The organism is Clostridium sp., assembly GCF_017888565.1.
Taxonomy (GTDB): Bacteria; Bacillota; Clostridia; order Clostridiales; family Clostridiaceae; genus Clostridium.
On record NZ_JAGHFX010000084.1, the window covers coordinates 1 to 21,857 of the forward strand.

Genomic DNA, 21,857 nt, shown 5'->3' on the forward strand with positions numbered 1-21,857 from the left:
ATTATTATAATAATGACCGTTGTCAGTGGAACTTAAAAAAGCTGACTCCTGTTCAATACAGAAATCAGCTCTTAGCTTCCTAACTCTCTTTTTTAAAATGTCCTTGACATAGGGACCAGTTTATATCCATTACCTTCTTTTATTTTCTCTGTATTACTTTTAGCTATTGATTCTATATATCTTTTTACTGTATATAAAAATATAACTATTTTATTGAATTTACCCCAATCTGTTTTAGGACTATAAATGTATCTCCAATTAGAATCAATTAATGTTTGATAATCTAATGCTCTTGAATATATATCTTCTAATATCTGCAATCCAAATTTAGTTATTTTCTCTTCATTATTGTAGTGTTCTTTAATATCTAAGTCCTCATTTTCTATTAATAGTTCTAGGCCCTTCATACCTGTGTTTGTATAATCTAATGTAAATATTGCTCCAAGATCATCAAATAAATCTATGCTTTCTGGACTATCATAAAAAATCCCATCATTTAACCTATGTATTAAATCTTCACCTAATGATCCTATTAATAATTCAAGTATTGCCCTTGTTATATTTCTTATATTTAACTTAAATTGATAACTTACTTTTTCTATTTCTAAAAGTTTTAAAAATGCTGAAAAATAGTTACTTCCAAAAAGTGAGTTATTACCTCCTAGTAACGGATTTAACTTTATTATATGAGAATAATTGTAGGATCCTAATTCTAAAGCTGTTATATCTAAAAATACTTTATCAATATCAAGTCCATTATTATATAACTTTTGTGATATTAAGTTAACCTTTTCATCAAAGTTATTTAAGTAATCTAAAATATTGTTTCTTTTGTTTTCTAAACTTCCTTTTACTATTGCTTCATACTGTGTCTTTGTAAAAGCAGTTAGTTTTTTATTATCAAAACCTTCTGGCAACCACCTTGCATAATTTGATTGCTTATCCACATTATTTAATTGTGCTTTTAAATTTATCTTATCATCACTAGTATTCATTCTAAAAATATCAAGTGCAAACTTTCCACCTGACGGTAGACCATATGAACATTCCGCACCAGCTCCAAAAAACAAAGAAACCTTAGTCATAATCCTCCCCCTTTGACAACATCATATATGCTAATTATAGCATATATTACATTTATTAACATAATATTAACCCTATAAAATTCATATTAAACTCTCCATTCAATAATAAATGTTGTTTACTATCTAAATAACTACTATGATAAATGACTACAGGATTAATTTATTTAATATGTTTTAAATAAGCCCTAAATAATCAATTAATCTTTTATTTGAACCAACCTCATTTACTCACCATAAGATTCTTCTTATATAACTAAAAATTCAAACTATACATATTATAAAAAAATGTAGTTACCTTATTTATAAATAAAGTAACTACAAAATTTATTTATTTTCAAATTTAAATTAGATAATGTCATGTAAAAGTCTTGCTCTTCTTTTATCTTACTATTTTTAATAATTCTTTTAATTGGCTATATTCGTAATTTATAAAAAATAATGTAAATTAATATCCTTATTTTCCATTTATAGTACCTAATGTAAGAGAAGCAACCTCTTAGAATTTATTACAATTCGGTTCCAATTGTTTTAAACCAATTTCTGACTTCTTCTGGCCTAGCAGTACCGTTTACAGCAATACCGGGTAGAATTATAGATTTTGAACACTCTCTAGCTATATCATTTTCTATTTGGCCAAATCCGCCCCCTCCATGAGTACAAAATGGAATTACTGTTTTTCCTGTGAAATCATGTGATCTTAAAAATCTCAAAACTGGCGGAGCTAATGTTTTAAACCAGTTTGGTGAACCTATAAATATTGTTTGGTAATTTTCTATAGACTCATTTCCAGATATTAACTTAGGACAAAACCCCCTGGAAATTTGATTTCTTACTTCTTTAGATGCTGTATTATAATTAAAAGAATAATTCTTATCAGGAATTAATTCTCTTAAGGCGCAGTCACTCTGTATTGCTATTTCTAATGCTAAATTTTCTGTATTTCCAAAAAGTGAATAATAAACAGTCAATATATTGTTCATATGTGTTATTTCCTTCCGTAAAATTTTAATTTATCAGTTTTGTTTAAAATTATTCATCCCATATTAAAATATAGGTATATAATTTAATGCTCTAAGAATCATATATTACTTTCTTATTACGAGTATATACTACACTACCACCTAACGTCATAGTCAAGTGTAAAATCATAAATAATCTTATAGCATAAAGCTATGGAGTATTATATAATACAAAGATGGGGAAATTAGATGGATATACTATAACAATTAATCCACTAAGCTTGAGATAAAATTTTGCCATCTTATATTATTCTTAAAGAAATTAGAGGATTTTGAAATGAAAACACAATTTTTTGCAGTTAAAGATATTGTACGTATAACTGGTGTCACTACTAGAACATTACATTTCTATGATAAAATAAATTTATTAAAACCGATCCGATTATCAGATAAAGGTTATCGAGCTTATAGCATAGAAGATTTGGAAAGACTTCAAACTATTTTATTTTTAAAAGAAATGGATTTATCTTTAAAAGAAATATCGGATATTATGCAACTATCAAAAGAGAAACAGTTAGAAATTTTAAAACTGCATCGTCAAGCCTTACTTTCAAAACAACAGCGCTTAGGTTCAATTATTAGTGCATTAGAGGATTATGTATCCGGAAAAGAAATATTCAATTTAAATATCTTTAACAACTCTCCAATTTTGCCATTACAAGAACAATATAACCGTGAAGCAAAAATAGTATATGGTGAAACAGAAAAATACAAAGAATATGAGAAAACCCTAGAAAAACTATCTGATAAGGAAAAAGAAAATTTATCTTATGAATTTGCAAACAATATGGAAAAAGTATTTAAAAAATTAGCAAAACAAATTCATACCCCGCCTTCTTCTGACAAGGTTCAGAAATTAATTGCAGAATGGAAAAATTACCTGGAGCAAAATATGACTTGTGATACAGAAATTTTGATATGTATTGCTAACACCTACAAATCTGATAAGAGATGGAAAAACTATTTTAACCAATTCAGTGATGAAGATTTGATTGAATTCGTTTATCAGGCAATTATGTATTATTGTAAAACTAGTATGTAGTAACAAAGCATGCTGCACAATCAGCACGCTTTATTACATTAATTTAAATCTTTTTTCTAATAAGATTTTGGTATTATATTTAATTATTACAGGTATTCCCATGTAATTAGGTCGATTAGCTTATTTATATCTATATAATAAAATTTTACTTTTGGCATATTTGTTTAAACTCATATTTATCAATTATTTATAGAAGGATTAAGATAATCTTATTTTAACTACCCATTTTTCTAATTATTTCATCTAATGCAACACATTCTGCATATCTTTTATTCCACATGAATTCATTATGATATTTATAGCTTTGTTCTGCTGACATAAAATCATTATCTAAAGTTGTATTTGCATTAGCTGGAACTATAATGTGAAATCCATGTTCAAATCCACATTTTATAGTAGCATCAATACAATAATCGGTTTGAAGCCCTACAACGATTATTTCCTTTTCACCTTTTGTTTTTAAATACTCTAATAGACTTGTCCCCTTAAAAGCACTATTATAATTCTTATCAAATATCCTTTCTCCTTTTACTGGCTTAAACTCTTCGTATATTTCAAATCCTTCAGTTCCCTTTGTTAATTCACTCCCAGTTCCATCATCATGACGTACATATATTACTTCAATGTTATTTTCCCTAGCCTTATTTATTATTTCTTTAACATTAGATACAAATGTACCAAACTTATATAACTTTTCATTCGTTATTAGCTTTTGTGTGTCAATTACTAGTAAAACCATTTTACTCTCCTTATTAAATTCTCTCCAATTAATTATTATTGATATTGAAGATTTTAAATTTATATAATAACTAACTTTAAACTTCAATCTTTTTTCTATAATACAAACATAGGCTTTAATACTATGTTAATTATTCCATCTATCATAAAAAGAACAATTATAAAGTACAATTTCCTTTTTGTAGTCTCTACAGTTTTTTCATAAATATCACAAGCAGTTACTTCAAAACCTTCTTCAATTAAATAAATTGAATGTCTACCCGTACCGCATCCTAAATCTAATACTTTCTTATAATAACATAAAAATTTATTCTTAAACATTTTCATTATTCTCATAATAATCCAGTTTTTTATTAATAAAAATCAACTCCTTAATTAATTATTTCCAATAATTTAATCAAGGAGTTGCAATTTCTCAAATTATTACTTTATTATTATTTTGAAATCTTCATATTTTGCTATTCTTCATTTAAATTTTCTTTAAATATTTTTGTATCCTCTACTCTGCTATTAACAATACTTCCACAAGTTTTACATATAGTATGAATTACTCTACTTCCTACTAACCCTGACTTTCCTGACATAACACTTCCTTGTGATACTTGATAACCAATAACAAGTTTCTCACCCTTGCAAAATGGACATTTTTCAATCTTAACTTTCACACTTTTCATCACCTTTCATAAATCTTAATAATATTAAAAGAAAACAATCTTATCCTTCCATATTTTAATAAAATCTTCAATAATTTCATTTTCTGATCTATTATTAATACATAAATTATTTATTAACTCTCCTATTGTCTTCTTACCATCACAATTGCTTAACATAAGATACATATTTCTATTTATATCAACTCTATATTCTTCTGCAAAATTAGCAGAAATATAGAATTCATACTTTTTACTATTCTCTGATGTATATTTAATTACACTATTTAATTTATAATACTTGAATATATTAGGAATAAGTTTCTTATATTCACTTAATGATATTTTTTTAGAACTTATTAAATAATCACCTATTATAAGGTTATCTAAACCAATAGTAAGAAATGAATTAATAGCATCATTTACATTATCAACAATGGGCTCTTTGTCATTATTAAATGAAGTATTCAACAATGCATATACACCTGTCATTTCTCCGAACTTATTTAACAAATCTGCTATTTTAGCATTTATTTCACTAGTAATAGTTTGTACACGGGATGATCCATCTATATGTGTTGTAGCTTTTAAAAATTCTTTTTTTCTTCTTTTACCATCACTGTAAAATTCATAAAAGGTATATCATCCACAATTTGCTTCTACATCAAAATATTTATGTAGCTTTTCATTTAAAACAATTGGTGCAAAAGGTCTATATTCCTCACGTCTTTTAATAGCTAAACTTAACTTTTCAACTATATTTTCATATTTTTTTCATCTCCATATTTAGCCATTTCCATTACCTTATATTCATCGAACATTTCAGACCCTAAAAATTTTATTACTTCTAAATAGTATCTCCTAAACTTTTTTCGTATGTGAGCGTATTAAGAACCTTACTCTTATCTTTATTTATAATTTGAATCAACCCTGATATTCCATATCTCATAACATCAATTTCCACACATAAAGCTTCTTCAAATCCTAATAACCAAAATACATGCTCTATATGCGCTAAATGGTGTGGTACAAATTAAATTTTTTAATACGAAACTTTACACTATCCTACTATTTAATACAATTAATACAACTTTTTTGAATATTATTCTTACTTCTTTATAATCAAGGCTCAGAAATTTTTTGAATAAAAAATAACTTACCCTTAATTTAGTATTAAACTTAAAATATTTACTACCCACATAAAATATGAATTTTAAGAATTTGCTTTAAACTACTTGTCTCTCTTTCTTCTTTAGATATTAAATATATTGATTTTATATACCTAATATTTAATATATCTATGATAAAAATTATACTATCATAATTAATATGAATCTTTTAGTTCATCAATTCTCTTTATTTTAATAATTCAATAATTTATTTTTTTCTTTCATAAATCATACTTATCTTTCTAAATGACTTATTTACGCTTTAATATGCACATTTTATGTATTTTATGTTTTAAACTTTATTATTAGTTTTATTATAACCTAAAAGTAAATTTATTATATATATGTTACTTAATGTCAATTATATTATATCATTGCATTTTTTTAACACAATATTTTTATTCTTGTAAATTAAAAAATAACTTCCACTTTTTTACTTAAAAAGAAGTTATTTTTGCATTCATAGATATTCTTAATATTTTATAGATATTACATATATGACTATAAAAAAAATACTAAAGCTAAATTTATATAGTTATATATAGTGAGTTGACATTAAATTAAAACATATATATAATCTCATTGTTATAAAATTATATATAAAAGTTTATAGTTATTGGTATTATTGTATTTATAATATTTTTAGGTTTTATCTAAAACAATTTAAATTTTTATTTGCTGTAATAGAAATAAATATAATTCACATCTAGGAGGTAAAATTATGAATCAAGGACAAGAAAAATTTTTAGGTTTTATTTTAGAAAGAGTTCAAGAAGATAAAGTCGATGAAGCAAAGGAATTGCTTGCTGAAAGCTTTAAGAAACAATCAGAAGGTACTTTTTCACATGAATATATTATGGAATTTATCCCTAAAATGATTACTTTATTAAAACCTGAAAATGTTGAAGAAGTTAAATCAATTATGCAACAATTTGCTCAAAATTTAAATCGCTAAATAAATCTAGAGCATTATAAATAGCTATCTCTAAATAGAAATTCAATTTGTTCTATTTGAAAATAAATCGCTCATAGTAGTAAGTTAAAAGAACTAAAAAACAGTAGTTTATTTTGTGTAAATACAAAATTAACTACTATTTTTTTGTATCAATAAGAAGAAATAAAAGGACATTTAGGTAAGATAAATATGAAAGAATAGAACATTCATTTATATATAGAGCTTTAAGTTCTTTATAATAATTAATATCTCCACTAATAAATAATTCTTTAGCTAGCTCTTTTTGTTTATCAACTATATTAAGATTTTTATAAGCTTCATATCTGTACTGCTTCCACTTATAAACTAACCCCATATAGTCTTTATCATAAACTTCTCCTTCTTCTGCTAACTTTATTACCCTATCATATTCATTATTTTCAATACATTTACTTATAAGTAACTCTCTGAACCCTGAATACCTAATATTGTCTTCAATAAATTCATTTTTCTCTTTGTCTGTGCCATATGTACTTATTATCTGAAGTTTTATTCCTAATAAATTTTCTTTATTGTGATTTCCGCTCCAATCATCAGTATAACTTTCTAACCTATTATCTAATTTATTTTCAAATTTAATTCTTAGCTTTTCATCATCACAAAAATAGATACAGTTACTGATTACCTCTAATCTCCATTCTTCCCAGCCGTCATAAATAGCCTTATCTGCTTCATTTAATAATTTATTAAAAATCTTTGTTTTATCTTTTTTAGAAAATTCTTCAGCATTAATACAGCATTCATCTAATAATAGTATAGCTTCCCTTATGACCTCTCCAATATCTCCATTTGAATCATCCATATACTGAATAGATAATATCATTTTTATTATAACAGCTATTGATTTTTCTACAGCAACTAAAGGCTTACCTTTATCAAAGTAATAGTTTCTCGCATTTTTAGTATTTGAAACAATAGTAAAAATAAAGCAAAATCATCTATTCAAATGGATAAACTAAACCTATTTGATTTCTTACTTCATCCATTATTTTAGCTAGCCCTAATGTAAAATCATGAGATGCCACATTACTTTCTAAAGATTTGTTTATAATACACTTATTTGCTTCTTCAATTTCATACCTGTATCCAGGTTCTTCATATTCATCTACATATTTTTCAGTATTATCTTCAGTATATAAATATGCTTCTTTTGACATCCAAAAGGTTGGTATAACTATCTTTCCTTTTTCTCCATATATAACTGCTGTATTATCTGTATCAACTGCTATTGAGCATGTTAAAGAAGCTAAAGTTCCATCTTCGTACTTTAAATTAATAATATCACTTTCGTCTACATTAGTATTTGTAAATTTGGCACTTGCCTCTATTTCTTTAGGAAAAGCATTTGCTATATAATTAGAAAATAAAATTGGATAAATACCAACATCTAATAATGCTCCTCCAGCTAGATTAGGACTATATAATCTTGAGTTTATATTATACTCACTTTTAAATCCAAAGTTTGCTGTAATTAATTTAACATTTCCTATTTTATCTTCGTTAATCCATTTTTTAGCTTGATTTATTGTTGGTAAAAATAAAGTCCAAAGTGCTTCCATTATAAATATATTATTTTCTTTTGCAATGGCTAAAACTTCCTTACCTGTTTTAGAATTATATGAAAATGGCTTTTCACATAGTACATGCTTTTTAGCATCAATACATTTCTTAGCATAATCCATATGGTAATTATGAGGTGTTGCTATATAAACCGCATCTATGTTATCATCACTTAAAAAGTCATCTATATTATTATAATACTTCTTTATATTATGCTTCTTAGTAAATTCTTTTGTTTTATCCTCATTTCTTCCATAAACAGCATAAATAACTCCATCTTCAGTATTTTTTACTTCTTTTGCAAAAGCGTTGGCTATTGTACCTGGTGCTATAATTCCCCACTTTATCATAAATTCACTACTCCTCTCTTTTATTACTATAATTATATAAAAATTCTTGTATGAATAGCAAATATAAAATAGAGATAGTTATGAAAGTATATATTAAATATTTTTACATTAATGTACTTAATCCTTTATGTAGTTACATTTTAAAACTTTAAATTTTAAACTTTCTTATACATAAAAAGGCACTAATTAAGTGCCTTTTCCAAATTATTATTAATATAAATACTTTCCCAAAGTAAGTTCCACTAACATTTTATGCTTTTATTTTTAAAATCAAAAACTAATTTTCTTTAGCTCTTTTTCTTAAAACTAATGAAGCTCCAATTCCTACAGCAAATATTGCTAAAATCAATAAATATATTGGATTATTTCCTCCAGTTTCAGGTAATTCACCTTTATTTTCAGAATTACTTTCTAATTTATCATCTCCTAAATCATCTTTTGGGTTATCTACAGATGTTTCATCATTAGGGTCATTTACTGAAGGATTATCTTCTGGCTTTTCTATATCATCCTCTGTAATTTCTTCTTTTAATGCTTTTACTTTTAATTTATATTCCTTTGCTTTTTCATATGCTCCCCTTTTAACCGATACTGATAATATTACATCGCCATCTTCTTCTCCTAATTTAGGACGTTTTACATCTGCTAAAACTTCATTTTCTTTTTCACTTAATGATATAATTTCTTCATTGCTACTTTTCCACTCAATTCTCGCTCCATGTAATCCACTTAGTGGTAGAATAAAATCTTCAGTAATATTTTCTAAATCTCCAATATTTTTTATTGAATCATCTATTATAGATAAAGTATCATTAACTGCTTCTTCATTACTATATTCTTTTACATTTACAAATATAGGATTTGAATAAAACCACATATCACTATAATTACGATCATTTAAGTTATTAAAACGTTCTTCATTTTCTGCAGCCGTTGGAGTTCCGGAATAGTCAAAGGATTCGTCTATTAAAGGCTCTCCATTTTCTGTTTCTCCTTCAACATCAGTTCCCAAGTTTGTGCCACGTAAACGGTAATACTTACTACTATCTGCATCTTTTATTTGATAGGTAATAACATTATAGCCTTCACTATCAACTTTCCAATCTTCTTCTGTGAAACGTGCTATAACTTTTGTTGATTCATTAGTATCCTTATTATAATCAGGACTATTTGGTGATATCTTACCTGTAATATCTCCTGCTATTAAATCTATATGATCAACTTTCACTTTATTTGTTACATTAGTTTCATGTTCTGTAATTGCTTCATAATTATTTGTTTCAGGACTTTTAAAACGAATAGTTAATGTATAATCGTCACCTTGAGTTACTTCTAAATCACTTCCCATGTCAGCTTTTTTGTCGCTACTTTCCGCATTAAAATCTAAAGCATTAATTAAATCTCCATATACTGAAAATGATTTTCCACTACGCATTCCATCTACAACAGCTTGTATATCATTTCCATCTACCCAAGTATAATTTTTAGCATATTCTCCTGGCCAGTACCCACTTGAATATTTACGATTTGTACTTACTTTAAAATGAAAATCAGAATTAGTAAAATTATAAAAATGACGACCTTCTCCAAGTAATGAATCCCACAATCCACCTACTTGAGCTACCATTACATCAGTTCCACCATAAACATCTGTTAACTCAGCTCTATTATTACTTGCTGCCATTTGATTTCCCGGCATTCCTTCAAATCCAAAAACAATATTTGGTGCTAAATCATTCATTGCACGTATATCTTCTACATTCATTTGTGCTTTATCACCATTTTTACGAGATGGATGATTTGGAAGAACATAGCTTTCAGGATAATTCTCTTTTAACCAGTCTATTGCTTTATAAGTATTTTCTTTATCATCTGAATTTAATCTTTGACCTAACTGATCTTTATATTCTTGTTCAAATTCACTTTCATTTGTATCTTTACTAAATAAGTATTCAAATTCTTTAATTGCATCAATAGGAACTTCTTTATCACCTTCTATTATTCCAACAGATGCATGATCATAACCAAGCATATCCCACTCAAATCCTGTATAGATAATTTTATCAGTATATTTTCCTTCTTCTTTTAGTTTCTTAATTTCTTCTAGTTGTTTTTCAATTGCCTTATAACGAGCTTCCTTAGATTCCTCTCCATTACTATCGAATACAGGTTCCCCATTAATTTCTCTTGGAGACATACGCAAATGATCTGCAAACATAAGCCAATCATATCCATATTTATTAAAGCCTGTATCTAATATATTTTTTATATTTACATCTTTTTCTGATACATCGTTTGATTGAACAGTATGTACGTGATACTCTCCAGTCATCCACCTTCCGTTATCTTCTGCTTTTACTGATACATTTTCTTGAAATAATACGCTACTGCCTAGGATTACTGCCATTACTCCTGCAAATAAACTCTTTTTATAATTTTTCTTTTTTATCATATTTTCCTCTCCTCTCCTTACCTTAACAATTAAAAGAATATCATAAAATTTCTATTTCAAGATTAAGAGAAGGAAAAGGTTTGGTTAAAACCATGTAAAAAATTAGGGTAGTTTCATATTAATATCAATTTAAAACATAATAATAAGGTAAGTTATATTTAATGATTACCTTATAAAAAATTAATACATTGAATTATTGCGAACAAAAAATTTGAATTTCATAACGCCAACTAAACATTCCTGTAAAAATTATCTTCTGAATTATTGTATCTGAATTTATATTATAATTATCCCTAACATACTTTATCATTTCTCTAATTTTTTCATCTTTTTCTTTTGGATTACAAAATGTATATAAATACATTCCTTGTGGCAAAAAATCTATAAAATCACTTTCATTTGGATACTTATTACAAATTATGAACATAGACGTAATTTCATCTTCATCTATCAATTTGGTAATTAAATTTATACCCTCATCAAAATTAAAATCTTCTTTGTTATAATGAGAAATTTTCCTACTTAATAATACATCAAAATTACTAAAGTTATCTATAGATGCTTCTTTAAGTTCTTCTATTTTTACTATTGCTCTTTTTGATATATACTTTTCTTTAAAACTATTATCATAAGTGTGATTTATGTTTGAATTTAATTGTAATCTATATTTATCCTTTAATAATCCAATTTGTGATTTTATAGTTCTTAACCTTTTTATTTCATTTTTGATTTCTTCTTCTTTTTCCGAAAGAAAAGTCACTATATATTCTAAGTCATCTTTTTCTAAGACTTCTTTTATATCTTTTAATGACATATTCTTTGTTTTACAGAAATTAATAACATTTATATATATTAAATCTGTCTCAGAGTAATATCTATACCTTGATGTAGAATTTACCTCAGAAGGCTTTAACAAACCTATTCTATCATAATGCCTAAGTGTCTCAGTTGTGGTATTAGCTAGTTTCGCCATTTCACCTATTGATATTAATTTTTTCATATTATTCTCCTATTGACTTTTGTGTTACACAAAACCTTATACTTCTTTTATATCTCAAAGATAAAATATATTCAATATAATTAAGGAGGATTTAAATGAAAAATTTAAATTTATTAGAAGATAACACAAAAAAACTTTTCATCAACTTTGCATTACCTGGTGTTATATCAGCTCTAGCCATGTGTCTATATGGTATTGTTGATGGAATTATTTTAGGAAGATTTGTTAATTCAAATGCTTTAGCTGCAGTAAATATGGCTTCTCCTATTTTTAACATTATTTCTTGCTTTGGTATTTTAATTGCTATTGGTGGAAATACTTTGACAGGTATAAGTCTAGGTCAAAAAGATATAAAAAAAGCTAATAATTATTTTAATAATTCTTTTTTCACTTTATTTTTAGTATCTATTTTAATATTTATTATAATTGTATTTTTCCCAAATTTAATTGCTAAATTAGTTGGAGCAAATGATTCATTGCTACCATTAGTATCAAAGTATATTCAAACCTTTGGATTCTTTATAATACCAATTTGCTTAAATATCTTATTGGGAATTTCACTACAATCAATAGGCAAACCAAGTCTATATATGATTGGAAATATGCTTTCGGTATTTATAAACATTGTATTAGATATTATCTTTGTGTGCTTTCTTAATATGGGGATATTTGGAGCAGCTCTATCATCTGGAATTAGCGCTACTTTAGTGTTTTTAGTATTTTTATTGCAATTTATAAATCAAAAATCTATCTTAAGAATCAGAAAATTTACTATTAATTTAAAAGCAGTTCTTCATATGGCCTATAACGGCTCATCTGAAGCAATTACTCAATTTAGTTCTGGATTTTCAGCTATGATTTTTAATTGGATTCTAATTACTAAATTTGGAGAAGTCGGAGTTTCATCCTTTTCAATTGTTCAATATATTTCACTTGTAGTAACTGCTATAATAATGGGAATGTCTAGAGGTATTACCCCAATAATTAGTGTAAATTATGGAGCTAACTATTATAAACGAATAAAAGAATTAATATCTTTGTCTATTAAAATAGTAACTATTATTGGAGGATTAGCTGCATTAATCTTGATTATATTTAAGATTCAACTTATATCTATTTTTATAAGAGATAATGTAGATGTTATTAATACCTCTAGTGAAATAATTAAATACTATAGTTTAAGCTTCTTATTTATTGGATCAAATATAATTTTAAATTCATTTTATACAGCAATCAATGATCCTAAAACATCAGCTATTTTAAGTATATTAAGATATGTACTCCTTATATGTAGTTTCTTTGTCCTTCCTTATATTATGGGTAATGTAGGATTATGGCTATCTTTTTCAGTAGCTGAATTACTTTGTCTATTCATAAGTTTAGTTTATTATAAAAATACATCATCCAAATTTATTTAATATAATATAAAGGGCTATATCAAAATAAATTTTGATATTATACAATAAAAATGGAAGTTCTAATTCGAGCTTGAATTTTTGCGTATATATGAATAATAGATAAAAATTTCTATTTAAATTAAAAAACGTCCTTAAGCAAGTAAAATCAATGGTTTAAAAGGGGCTCGCGTTTGTGAGCCCCTTTATAAAAGTTTCATAAAATCTTCTTTTTATTTTTATAATGTGTGCTAAAGTATGTCCTGCATCTATTATTAAAATTAAGATGGAATTAAATTAAATATTAAAACTAAAAGTAAAGATAAAAAGGTTACTCATTGATTGATCAATTTTTATTTATATTTTATAGTATTATGGTGATATCTACTATATTTTTAAATTGCTATTTATAATTTATTTAAGTTCCACAAAATGTTCTGTATGGATTGTTTGAAGGTTCTGGTAATGTTGAGTATTCATCTTGCTCTTTAGAATATGCAAATGGTTTTGAAAGTGCGTCTAAAAGCCTATCCATAACACCATAATCATCATTTTTTACTGCAGCATCTAATGCTTCTTCAACTCTATGATTACGTGGAATTATATAAGGATTAGAGCTTTGCATTAATTGTTTAACTGCTCCTTTTGTTTCTGATTGCCTTGTTAGTCTTTCTTTCCATAGTTCATTCCATTTACTAAATTCAGATGTACTAAACATTGCAATACTCTCTTTTTTATCAAGAGTTAATGCACTAAATGTATTTGTATAGTCTGCACCATATTTATGCATCATGCTCAAAAGATTATCAATTAGTGATTTATCTTCATCCTCTTCATTAAATATTCCAAGTTTTGATCGCATTCCAGATAACCAATTTTGCTCATATATATTAGCAAATTCTGAAATTGCATTTTGTGCTAGATCAACAGCTTCATTTTGATTATCATGAATCAATGGTATTAGTGTTTCAGCAAATCTTGCAAGATCCCAAGCTGCAAGTTTAGGTTGATTTCCATATGCATATCTTCCTTGAACATCAATAGAGCTAAAAACTGTTTCTGGATCATATACATCCATAAATGCACAAGGACCATAGTCGATAGTTTCTCCACTAATTGTAATATTGTCTGTGTTCATAACTCCATGAATAAATCCGACTAATTGCCATTTTGCTATAAGATTTGCTTGTTTTTTTATTACTTCTTTTAAGAACGCTAAATATTTATTTTCTTCATTAGTTATATAAGGATAATGTCTATTTATAGTATAATCAGCTAATTCTTTTAGTTCATGGATGTTACCAAATCTCGAAGCAAACTGGAAAGTACCTACACGTATATGGCTTGCTGCAACACGCGTTAATATTGCACCTGGTAAATAATCTTCACGTATTATTTTTTCTCCAGTTGTTACTACAGCTAAACTACGAGTTGTCGGAATTCCAAGTGCAGCCATTGCTTCACTTATGATATATTCTCTTAACATTGGACCTAATGCAGCTTTTCCATCTCCACCTCTTGAATATGGAGTTCTACCAGAACCTTTAAGTTGAATATCTATACGTTCACCAATAGGAGTTATGTGTTCTCCAATTAGTACTGCTCTACCATCTCCAAGCATTGTAAAATGTCCAAATTGATGCCCTGCATATGCTTGTGCAAATGGTATTGCTCCTTCTGGAATCTTATTACCTGCAAGGATTTCTACTCCATTATTGCTTTGCAAGAATTTAGAATCTAACCCCAAAGAATTTATTAATGAATAATTTAGTGCAACTAGCTTAGGGGAAGGAACATTGCTTGGATCCTGTATAGTATAAAATATATCTGAAAGCTTTAAATAACTATTGTCTAAATTAAACTTAGAATTTTTTACTACTTCTTTTTCTGCCATTTTTTCTTCTTTTCCTCCTTATTATATATTTTATTTATAAATCTATAATTAATTATTAATAGACAATCTAACTAACTTAATCATCATATTTTATAATTAATTTGTCTAACTAAATAAAACACTATAATTAAAATCATGTTTTAAATTTATAAAAATTTAATCTTATTTAGTTTTTACCTCTAACTAGTTATTATACTAATTAGCTCTAAATTAAATTTTTATATCTTTTAAAATCTCATTATTATATAAATATCTATTAATACTACTAATAAACCTTAAAACTCCTTAATTGAAATAAATATTAATAAATAAATATTATTATTTATATTAATTATAGCATAAAAGTATGATTCAACTAAGTTTTACCATAAAAAAAGATTATGGAGATTTTTTATTTACTCCATAATCTTTTTTTATTTTGTATTGGCCAACTTATTGATTGCTTCTTCTTGAGTAGAAGTAAAATATATACTATTACCTCTATTACTTTCATAAATGAAATCTTTTAATGCTTTACTTGTATACACAGAAAAATCTCCCCAAATAGCAAATTTAGTTTGGTAATTGATAAATCGTTGTAAAATATCACCTGCAATTCCTGTGCTTAACTTAAAGAAATCTTCTATTAAAGCTTCTTTATTAATAGCAATTCTATAGCAACCAGTTTCATATGATATTGTAGCTATTAAATCTAATGCTGATTGTACATCCGTTAATATTACATCTTTACTTTCTATAACAGCAATTTCTATCCCTTTATTACTTACCTTTGTAATCTTCATTTTAATTCTCCTTATTTAAATTATTTAATAAACCTTCTTTTACTTTTTCAATCCATTTCAATTCATTTTCATATGACATAATCATATTTTCATAAAGCATTTTCCAAATAAAATACTCTTGATTAGTACGATCTTTAAAATGCTTTTCTCTTCTTTGTTCTTCTTTATACATAGATACATATCTTTTAACTTCTGTTTCATATTTTGATAGTAATAGCTCAACTTCATTAATATCTAAATGCCCTGACCACGCAAATTGTATTAAAAATTGCTTTTTAAATTCAGGTACTTCAACATTAGTATTAATAATCCAACTTTCTAATTCTTTTAATCCTAATTCTGTAATGGAATATATTTTTTTAGAAGGTGCACTCTCTTGATGCTTCACTTCATTCACTACTAAATTCTTTTCCAGTAATTGAACTAGTGATTTATATATCTGATTATTATTACCCGACCAGTAGAAAAACGGGGACTCTTGAATAATTTTTTTTATATCATATCCAGTCAACGGTTGCCAACTTAACATTCCTAAAATTGCATAATCTATTGTCATCATTATTCCTCCTCTAACCTATGTTAATATTAACATAGGTATACAATATCATATACATATTTTATAGTCAATATATATGTTTATTTCATAAAATTTGAATTCATTGTTATAATCTATATCTTAACTATTAAGCTACAAAAAATAAGGCAGGCTTATTTGAACTTATCCCTTTTTACTTAACAGGGTCATATCAATTAAAAACCTACCTTAATAATTTTATCAATCTATTCTATTTATTTTTAATATATTGACTTAATGTAACTCAGTATTGATTATATTAAATCTTCTTTAATGTATTTTATTACAAAGCTAATATTTTTAATTTATCCTTGTCAAAGTTAATTTATCTTTACAACCTATTATAATTGGAACTTTCTCTATTTTAACAATACTAGTATCTATTCCAAACCATTTAGCTGGCGAAACAGTCCATTTTTTAATTAATAATTTTGTACTTGTAATAAAGTTATCCCATCTAGAAAGTTCATTTTCGTTAGAAAGCACTTCTTCTAAAAGTACAAATTTAAAATCTCCAACAACAAATTTTCCATTTTGACTAATCATATAATCCTTTGGAGTATATTTAATTTCACCGCTTTTAACTAGGTCCTGAATTATTTGATGTAGAAATACATTTATCTTTTGGTCTATACGGAAACCTAGATTAAATTGAATACTAAATGCTTCATTTGGAACAATAGTTTTCACACTATATTCCGTTGTATATGGCTCATCTGTTACTCTAACATTTATGAACCAGTAGAATTTTGCACGCTTAGGTTGTTTATTAAATATAGAAAATATTATCTTACTCTCTATTTCTTTATAATTTTGTGATTCTGTCAAATAAACAAGATTAGTCGCATATAAAGGTATTTCTTTATCTTCTTGTAATGATTTAAAATGCTTTTTATAAGCTAGTATATCAACATATTCACTAAATCTTTTTCTAATTATTGTCCCATAAATCCAAATATACATTAAGAATATAAGAGCTCCTGCAATTATAAGAGTAACATATCCACCATGTATAAATTTAAATAAATTAGCATACAAGAATGCAGTTTCTATAACCATAAATGTAGCAAATACTATTATAGACATAACCTTTTTCTTTCTATTAAACCTTAAATATTGAGATAGTAAGATAGTCGTCATAAGCATTGTTATGGTAATTGCTAGTCCATATGCTGCTTCCATATTTTCTGATTTTTTAAACTTTAAAACTAATAATACACAACCAACATATAATAAATAGTTAACAGCAGGTATATAAATTTTCCCCTTATCCTCATTAGGGTATCTAACTTGAAGTTTTGGGAACATATTTAATTTAATTGCCTCAGAAACTAAAGTAAATGATCCTGTTATCAAGGCTTGGCTAGCAATTATTGCTGCAATTGTAGCTATTATAGTTCCTGGTATAACAAACCAACTTGGCATAATTAAAAAGAATGGATTTTCAGTAATTATACTCCCTTCTTTTAACATTAACCACGCACCTTGTCCTAAATAATTTACTACTAAACATATTTTAACAAATATCCATGTATAGTGTATATTTCTCTTTCCACAGTGTCCAAGATCTGAATAAAGTGCTTCTGCTCCAGTAGTACAAAGAAAAACAGCACCTAAAATATAAACACTTCTAGGATTTGTAATTAATAAATTAATTCCATAATAAGGATTTAAAGCTTTTATTATTTGAGGATACTGTATTACTTGACTAAATCCTAAAACAAAAAGCATAAAAAACCATATAACCATCATTGGCCCAAACACTTTTCCTATTACATCAGTTCCAAATCTTTGAAGTAAAAATAATGCTGTTATTATACTTATAACAATTATAATTATTCCTTTAGTTTCTATTGGAAAAACTAAAGTTAATCCTTCTATTGCAGATGTTACTGTTACTGGTGGAGTTATCATCCCATCTGCAAGTAATGTTGCCCCACCTATAATTGCAGGTATAATTAGCCACTTAGCTTTTTTCCTAACAAGGGTATATAAAGAAAATATACCGCCCTCACCTTTATTATCTGCCTCTAAAGTTATCATCACATATTTTATTGTTGTTTGAAGCGTTAAAGTCCAAAAAACGAGGGATACACCTCCTAAAATAAGCTGACTTGATATGTATCCATTGTCTACTCCGAGCATTGATTTCATAACATAGAGAGGTGATGTACCTATATCTCCATATACAATTCCTAATGCTACTAAAAGAGACGCTATGCTAACTTTTTTATTCATTTTCTTATATTTCCTTCCTATGTTAACAAATTAAAAATCTAACTTACTCATTATAATCCTGACTTCTTTTAATGTCCACGTCACTTATATTAGATATTTAGGCTTTATTTTTTAATATAGTTATATGTATTTATAGAAATCTTTATTCATTATTAAAATACTTCAAAATACTCAAAAATACTTTAAAATACTCAAAAATAAAAATCAGGAAAATATATAATAAATTACTCCTGATTTCAATAATATAAATTTTCTTAATATTTCTGTATAAATTAAACTTTATACTAATATAAACTTAGTTGTAATTAGTTATAAATTTAATTTAAAGTTATAGGTTAACAAAACTTTTTCTATGAAATATTCTTATTAATCCTTTTAACATGTTTTTTTCTAGCTCTATTACTATGTATGTTCCCCTTCTTTATTGAATTATAAATACATTCAATTTCTTCCTTTGAAAGCCTTATATCGGACGGATATTTCCTTATAAATTTTTTTAGTTTCTTAAGTTGAATTACTGGGGTTTCCGTTTTTACTTTTTTTAGTTTTGACTTATTTGTAAAAACTATTACTGATATAAATACGCCTTTTCTCCCTATATATTCTTCTAAAGCTTTTATATGTCCATAGTTTTGTCTAATAGGATTATAAAATTGATTTTTGTTTCTATTTATAATTTGTATCCAATATTTTGAATACTGTTCTCCATATATTGAACCACTATAATCCTTTGTTTCTATTACAAATATTCCTTTTTTGCCTATTAATATATGGTCAATTTGACTCGAACCATTTTCTCTTTTTATTAATATATCACTCAACAACCTGTATCCTGCTAATTTACTAAGGACTTGATTTACTTCTTTTTCTCCTAAATTTAACTCACGCTTTGATTTAAGCTTTCTAATTAAAATTACTGCCATGACTAGTACCAATAAAATCACTATAGTTATCCTTTGTATATTCATCTTTTTCTCCTATATTTTTGCTTTTGTGTAAAATATAATTTATTCTATAATCTCCCTTTGAAATTCTATGTTATTTTAATTAGACCTTATAAAACTTTTATACCTGCTCTAAAGACTCCTTTCTATTTCTAGTTGATCTATATTAATACTAACTATCTATACTAAAACTAAATTGGCTTTTATATGAAATAGTTAATATAGATATATATAATAAATATTTTGCTATATTATAGCAATTTTCTAATTCTATTTCAAATAAAAAATAAATGATACAATAAAAAGCTAGACACTTTTAACTTGTCTAGCTTTTTATAACTTTAATATTTAGATTTTAAATTTTAATATCATTTCATTAAGATTTTGTGCAAGCTCAGCTTGACTTTGAGCTGTTTGTGCAACTTGCTCTATAGCTCTTGTAGTTTCATTCATACTTTCCTTTATTATAACTGAATCTTCACTTGATTTTTGTGAAGATACTGCCATATTCTGAACAGCTTCACTAACTTGTCCGATTGTAGCTGTAATTTCTTCTGACATAGCTGCAATTTCATCTGACATTTTACTTACAAAATCTGAATCATTATAGTATTGATTTCCTGTTTCTTTATATGCTTGAAATTGTTCATTTACATCTTTATTTATAAATTCTAATATTTCATTACCTGTTTCATTACTACTCTTAAAGGCAGCTTGAACATTTTTAATTGTTTCTTGAATAGTAAATGCTGACTCCTTTGATTCTTCTGCAAGTTTTCTTACTTCATCTGCTACAACTGCAAATCCTTTACCTTGTTCCCCTGCCCTTGCAGCTTCAATAGCTGCATTTAAAGCAAGTAGATTTGTTTGTTCTGCTATACTTCCTATTGTATCTGCCATTACTTTAATAGTTTCTACTATTTTCCCATCTTCAATTGCTTTTTTCATCTTATTTTGTTTTTCATCATATATCTTTATTGTCTCTTCAATTGCTTTTTCACTATTATTTTTAACTTCAGATGCTCTAGATTTTGATTTATTTGCATTATTGCTTCCATCCATAGAAGTAGCAGATAATACATTTATACTTGCATCTACTTCTTGAACAGAAGCACTTATTTCTTCAGATACAGCACTTGATTCTTCCATTCCTGCTGCAATATTATCAACAGCTTCATCAATTATTTCTACTTTTGATAATAACTCCTCTACAGTTGCTGAAAGTTCTTCAGATGAAGCAGTTATATCTTCTGAGTTTTCCATAATCATTTTTATTAAGTTATTTACATTTTCTTGTGCCATAGTTAGAGCTATTCCAGTTTGTCCAAATTCATCTTTTCTAGTTATATTAATAGGAGTAGAAAAATCGTAATTAGATAATCTACCAGCTAGATCTTTTATTTCATTTAGTGGAATTGTAATATTTCTACTTAATATATAAGCCATTAAGATTATAATACTAAATGTTATTGCTGTTGAAATTAAAACTATGTAAGCAAATTTTTCAAATTGTTGTATGTTTTTTAAATTAGTATCTTTTGCTGAATTTTCATTTATTTCAATTGCTGTAATCAATTTATTAAACATAGAGTCTGTTACTTTTTCTATCTCTAAATGATGAAGCTTTGCTGCTTCATCATATTTATCTGCTTTTAACAAATCAATTGTTTTTAATTTTAATTCTCTATATTTAAATAAATCAGTTTTAAAATCTAAAAATATTTCTTTCTCCTCTTCTGTAGAATCGATAGTTTCAAACTCTTTAATTAATTCTTCATTTTGGGAAACTACGCCATTAATTATTTCTATTCTTTCATCTAATTTAGATTCATCTTTTTCAAAAATCATCTTTAATATATTAATATATTAATATAATCATAATTTAAGTTTGATTTTAAAGCTTGTAAATTCTTTATAGATATTAAATTAATACTATACATATTATTTGCATTTTTGTTAATTGACCAAGAAC

18 protein-coding genes and 2 pseudogenes are annotated in these 21,857 nt (G+C 26.1%); 4 read left to right on the top strand and 16 right to left on the bottom strand.

Translation table 11 applies throughout. The annotated features are described in order from the left end of the window. The coding region (locus tag J7M87_RS16715) for an IS3 family transposase (RefSeq protein ID WP_291649224.1) at positions 1–83 on the top strand (83 nt) is incomplete at its 5' end. A 9-nt stretch (positions 84–92) separates the two neighbouring features. Here J7M87_RS16715 and J7M87_RS16720 read toward each other — a convergent pair. Both J7M87_RS16720 and J7M87_RS16725 read right to left on the bottom strand, forming a co-directional pair. Continuing rightward, the gene (locus J7M87_RS16720; protein ID WP_291652749.1) at positions 93–1,085 is read right to left on the bottom strand and encodes a hypothetical protein; all 993 of its coding nucleotides are present in this window, start codon (positions 1,083–1,085) and stop codon (positions 93–95) included. 506 nt (positions 1,086–1,591) lie between these two features. Next, positions 1,592–2,065 carry a flavodoxin gene (locus J7M87_RS16725; RefSeq protein ID WP_291652751.1) on the bottom strand — a complete coding sequence of 158 codons (474 nt, stop codon included), beginning with the start codon at positions 2,063–2,065 and terminating at the stop codon, positions 1,592–1,594. A gap of 316 nt (positions 2,066–2,381) precedes the next feature. On the opposite strand from J7M87_RS16725, the gene J7M87_RS16730 reads away from it, so the two are divergent. After that, the gene (locus tag J7M87_RS16730; protein WP_291652753.1) at positions 2,382–3,146 is read left to right on the top strand and encodes a MerR family transcriptional regulator; all 765 of its coding nucleotides are present in this window, start codon (positions 2,382–2,384) and stop codon (positions 3,144–3,146) included. Positions 3,147–3,360: 214 nt separating this feature from the next. Here J7M87_RS16730 and J7M87_RS16735 read toward each other — a convergent pair whose 3' ends face one another. From J7M87_RS16735 to J7M87_RS16750, 4 genes and pseudogenes are all read right to left on the bottom strand, one after another. Next, on the bottom strand, positions 3,361–3,885 hold the full coding sequence (locus J7M87_RS16735) for a cysteine hydrolase family protein (RefSeq protein ID WP_291652755.1): 525 nt from the start codon (positions 3,883–3,885) through the stop codon (positions 3,361–3,363). A 95-nt stretch (positions 3,886–3,980) separates the two neighbouring features. Next, on the bottom strand, positions 3,981–4,205 hold the full coding sequence (locus J7M87_RS16740; RefSeq protein WP_291652757.1) for a methyltransferase domain-containing protein: 225 nt from the start codon (positions 4,203–4,205) through the stop codon (positions 3,981–3,983). Positions 4,206–4,342: 137 nt separating this feature from the next. Further along, positions 4,343–4,549, bottom strand: coding sequence for a transcription initiation factor TFIIIB (locus J7M87_RS16745; protein ID WP_291652759.1), 207 nt, complete (start codon positions 4,547–4,549; stop codon positions 4,343–4,345). Positions 4,550–4,582: 33 nt separating this feature from the next. After that, positions 4,583–5,293, bottom strand: a pseudogene (locus J7M87_RS16750) (carbamoyltransferase C-terminal domain-containing protein). Positions 5,294–6,424: 1,131 nt separating this feature from the next. Here J7M87_RS16750 and J7M87_RS16755 point away from each other — a divergent pair. Continuing rightward, positions 6,425–6,658, top strand: a complete 234-nt coding sequence (locus tag J7M87_RS16755; RefSeq protein WP_291652761.1) for a hypothetical protein — start codon at positions 6,425–6,427, stop codon at positions 6,656–6,658. Positions 6,659–6,794: 136 nt separating this feature from the next. On the opposite strand, the gene J7M87_RS16760 is transcribed toward J7M87_RS16755, so the two are convergent. The 4 genes from J7M87_RS16760 to J7M87_RS16775 all read right to left on the bottom strand — a co-directional run bounded on the left by J7M87_RS16760 (position 6,795) and on the right by J7M87_RS16775 (position 12,059). Continuing rightward, positions 6,795–7,520, bottom strand: a complete 726-nt coding sequence (locus J7M87_RS16760; RefSeq protein ID WP_291652763.1) for a hypothetical protein — start codon at positions 7,518–7,520, stop codon at positions 6,795–6,797. 115 nt (positions 7,521–7,635) lie between these two features. Beyond that, positions 7,636–8,607, bottom strand: a complete 972-nt coding sequence (locus J7M87_RS16765) for a Gfo/Idh/MocA family oxidoreductase (protein ID WP_291652766.1) — start codon at positions 8,605–8,607, stop codon at positions 7,636–7,638. Between the two features lie 277 nt (positions 8,608–8,884). After that, positions 8,885–11,059 carry an immunoglobulin-like domain-containing protein gene (locus J7M87_RS16770; protein ID WP_291652768.1) on the bottom strand — a complete coding sequence of 725 codons (2,175 nt, stop codon included), beginning with the start codon at positions 11,057–11,059 and terminating at the stop codon, positions 8,885–8,887. Between the two features lie 193 nt (positions 11,060–11,252). Then, positions 11,253–12,059 (bottom strand): MerR family transcriptional regulator, encoded by an 807-nt coding sequence (locus J7M87_RS16775; protein WP_291652770.1) that lies wholly within the window; start codon positions 12,057–12,059, stop codon positions 11,253–11,255. Between the two features lie 95 nt (positions 12,060–12,154). Here J7M87_RS16775 and J7M87_RS16780 point away from each other — a divergent pair, with 95 nt between their 5' ends. After that, positions 12,155–13,477 (top strand): MATE family efflux transporter, encoded by a 1,323-nt coding sequence (locus J7M87_RS16780; RefSeq protein WP_291652772.1) that lies wholly within the window; start codon positions 12,155–12,157, stop codon positions 13,475–13,477. Positions 13,478–13,871: 394 nt separating this feature from the next. On the opposite strand, the gene J7M87_RS16785 is transcribed toward J7M87_RS16780, so the two are convergent. From J7M87_RS16785 to J7M87_RS16810, 6 genes and pseudogenes are all read right to left on the bottom strand, one after another. Next, positions 13,872–15,347 (bottom strand): protein adenylyltransferase SelO, encoded by a 1,476-nt coding sequence (locus J7M87_RS16785; RefSeq protein ID WP_291652774.1) that lies wholly within the window; start codon positions 15,345–15,347, stop codon positions 13,872–13,874. A 413-nt stretch (positions 15,348–15,760) separates the two neighbouring features. Next, entirely contained in the window at positions 15,761–16,129 is a 369-nt protein-coding gene (locus J7M87_RS16790; protein ID WP_291652776.1) for a DUF4180 domain-containing protein, read from the bottom strand. A gap of 1 nt (position 16,130) precedes the next feature. Then, on the bottom strand, positions 16,131–16,685 hold the full coding sequence (locus J7M87_RS16795; RefSeq protein ID WP_291652778.1) for a helix-turn-helix transcriptional regulator: 555 nt from the start codon (positions 16,683–16,685) through the stop codon (positions 16,131–16,133). A 318-nt stretch (positions 16,686–17,003) separates the two neighbouring features. Then, positions 17,004–18,941, bottom strand: a complete 1,938-nt coding sequence (locus tag J7M87_RS16800) for a KUP/HAK/KT family potassium transporter (RefSeq protein WP_291652780.1) — start codon at positions 18,939–18,941, stop codon at positions 17,004–17,006. Positions 18,942–19,291: 350 nt separating this feature from the next. Further along, entirely contained in the window at positions 19,292–19,909 is a 618-nt protein-coding gene (locus J7M87_RS16805; protein WP_291652781.1) for a nuclease-related domain-containing protein, read from the bottom strand. A gap of 324 nt (positions 19,910–20,233) precedes the next feature. Beyond that, a pseudogene (locus J7M87_RS16810) lies at positions 20,234–21,857 on the bottom strand (methyl-accepting chemotaxis protein); the annotation flags it as partial.

What these genes read in the sequence shown, in the direction of transcription:
- J7M87_RS16770 (WP_291652768.1), bottom strand. Translation starts at nt 11,059, where the DNA reads ATGATAAAAAAGAAAAATTATAAAAAGAGTTTATTTGCAGGAGTAATG.
- J7M87_RS16735 (WP_291652755.1), bottom strand. Translation starts at nt 3,885, where the DNA reads ATGGTTTTACTAGTAATTGACACACAAAAGCTAATAACGAATGAAAAG.
- J7M87_RS16775 (WP_291652770.1), bottom strand. Translation starts at nt 12,059, where the DNA reads ATGAAAAAATTAATATCAATAGGTGAAATGGCGAAACTAGCTAATACC.
- J7M87_RS16795 (WP_291652778.1), bottom strand. Translation starts at nt 16,685, where the DNA reads ATGACAATAGATTATGCAATTTTAGGAATGTTAAGTTGGCAACCGTTG.
- J7M87_RS16785 (WP_291652774.1), bottom strand. Translation starts at nt 15,347, where the DNA reads ATGGCAGAAAAAGAAGTAGTAAAAAATTCTAAGTTTAATTTAGACAAT.
- J7M87_RS16765 (WP_291652766.1), bottom strand. Translation starts at nt 8,607, where the DNA reads ATGATAAAGTGGGGAATTATAGCACCAGGTACAATAGCCAACGCTTTT.
- J7M87_RS16755 (WP_291652761.1), top strand. Translation starts at nt 6,425, where the DNA reads ATGAATCAAGGACAAGAAAAATTTTTAGGTTTTATTTTAGAAAGAGTT.
- J7M87_RS16780 (WP_291652772.1), top strand. Translation starts at nt 12,155, where the DNA reads ATGAAAAATTTAAATTTATTAGAAGATAACACAAAAAAACTTTTCATC.
- J7M87_RS16805 (WP_291652781.1), bottom strand. Translation starts at nt 19,909, where the DNA reads ATGAATATACAAAGGATAACTATAGTGATTTTATTGGTACTAGTCATG.
- J7M87_RS16800 (WP_291652780.1), bottom strand. Translation starts at nt 18,941, where the DNA reads ATGAATAAAAAAGTTAGCATAGCGTCTCTTTTAGTAGCATTAGGAATT.
- J7M87_RS16725 (WP_291652751.1), bottom strand. Translation starts at nt 2,065, where the DNA reads ATGAACAATATATTGACTGTTTATTATTCACTTTTTGGAAATACAGAA.
- J7M87_RS16790 (WP_291652776.1), bottom strand. Translation starts at nt 16,129, where the DNA reads ATGAAGATTACAAAGGTAAGTAATAAAGGGATAGAAATTGCTGTTATA.
- J7M87_RS16730 (WP_291652753.1), top strand. Translation starts at nt 2,382, where the DNA reads ATGAAAACACAATTTTTTGCAGTTAAAGATATTGTACGTATAACTGGT.
- J7M87_RS16740 (WP_291652757.1), bottom strand. Translation starts at nt 4,205, where the DNA reads ATGTTTAAGAATAAATTTTTATGTTATTATAAGAAAGTATTAGATTTA.
- J7M87_RS16720 (WP_291652749.1), bottom strand. Translation starts at nt 1,085, where the DNA reads ATGACTAAGGTTTCTTTGTTTTTTGGAGCTGGTGCGGAATGTTCATAT.
- J7M87_RS16760 (WP_291652763.1), bottom strand. Translation starts at nt 7,520, where the DNA reads ATGATATTATCTATTCAGTATATGGATGATTCAAATGGAGATATTGGA.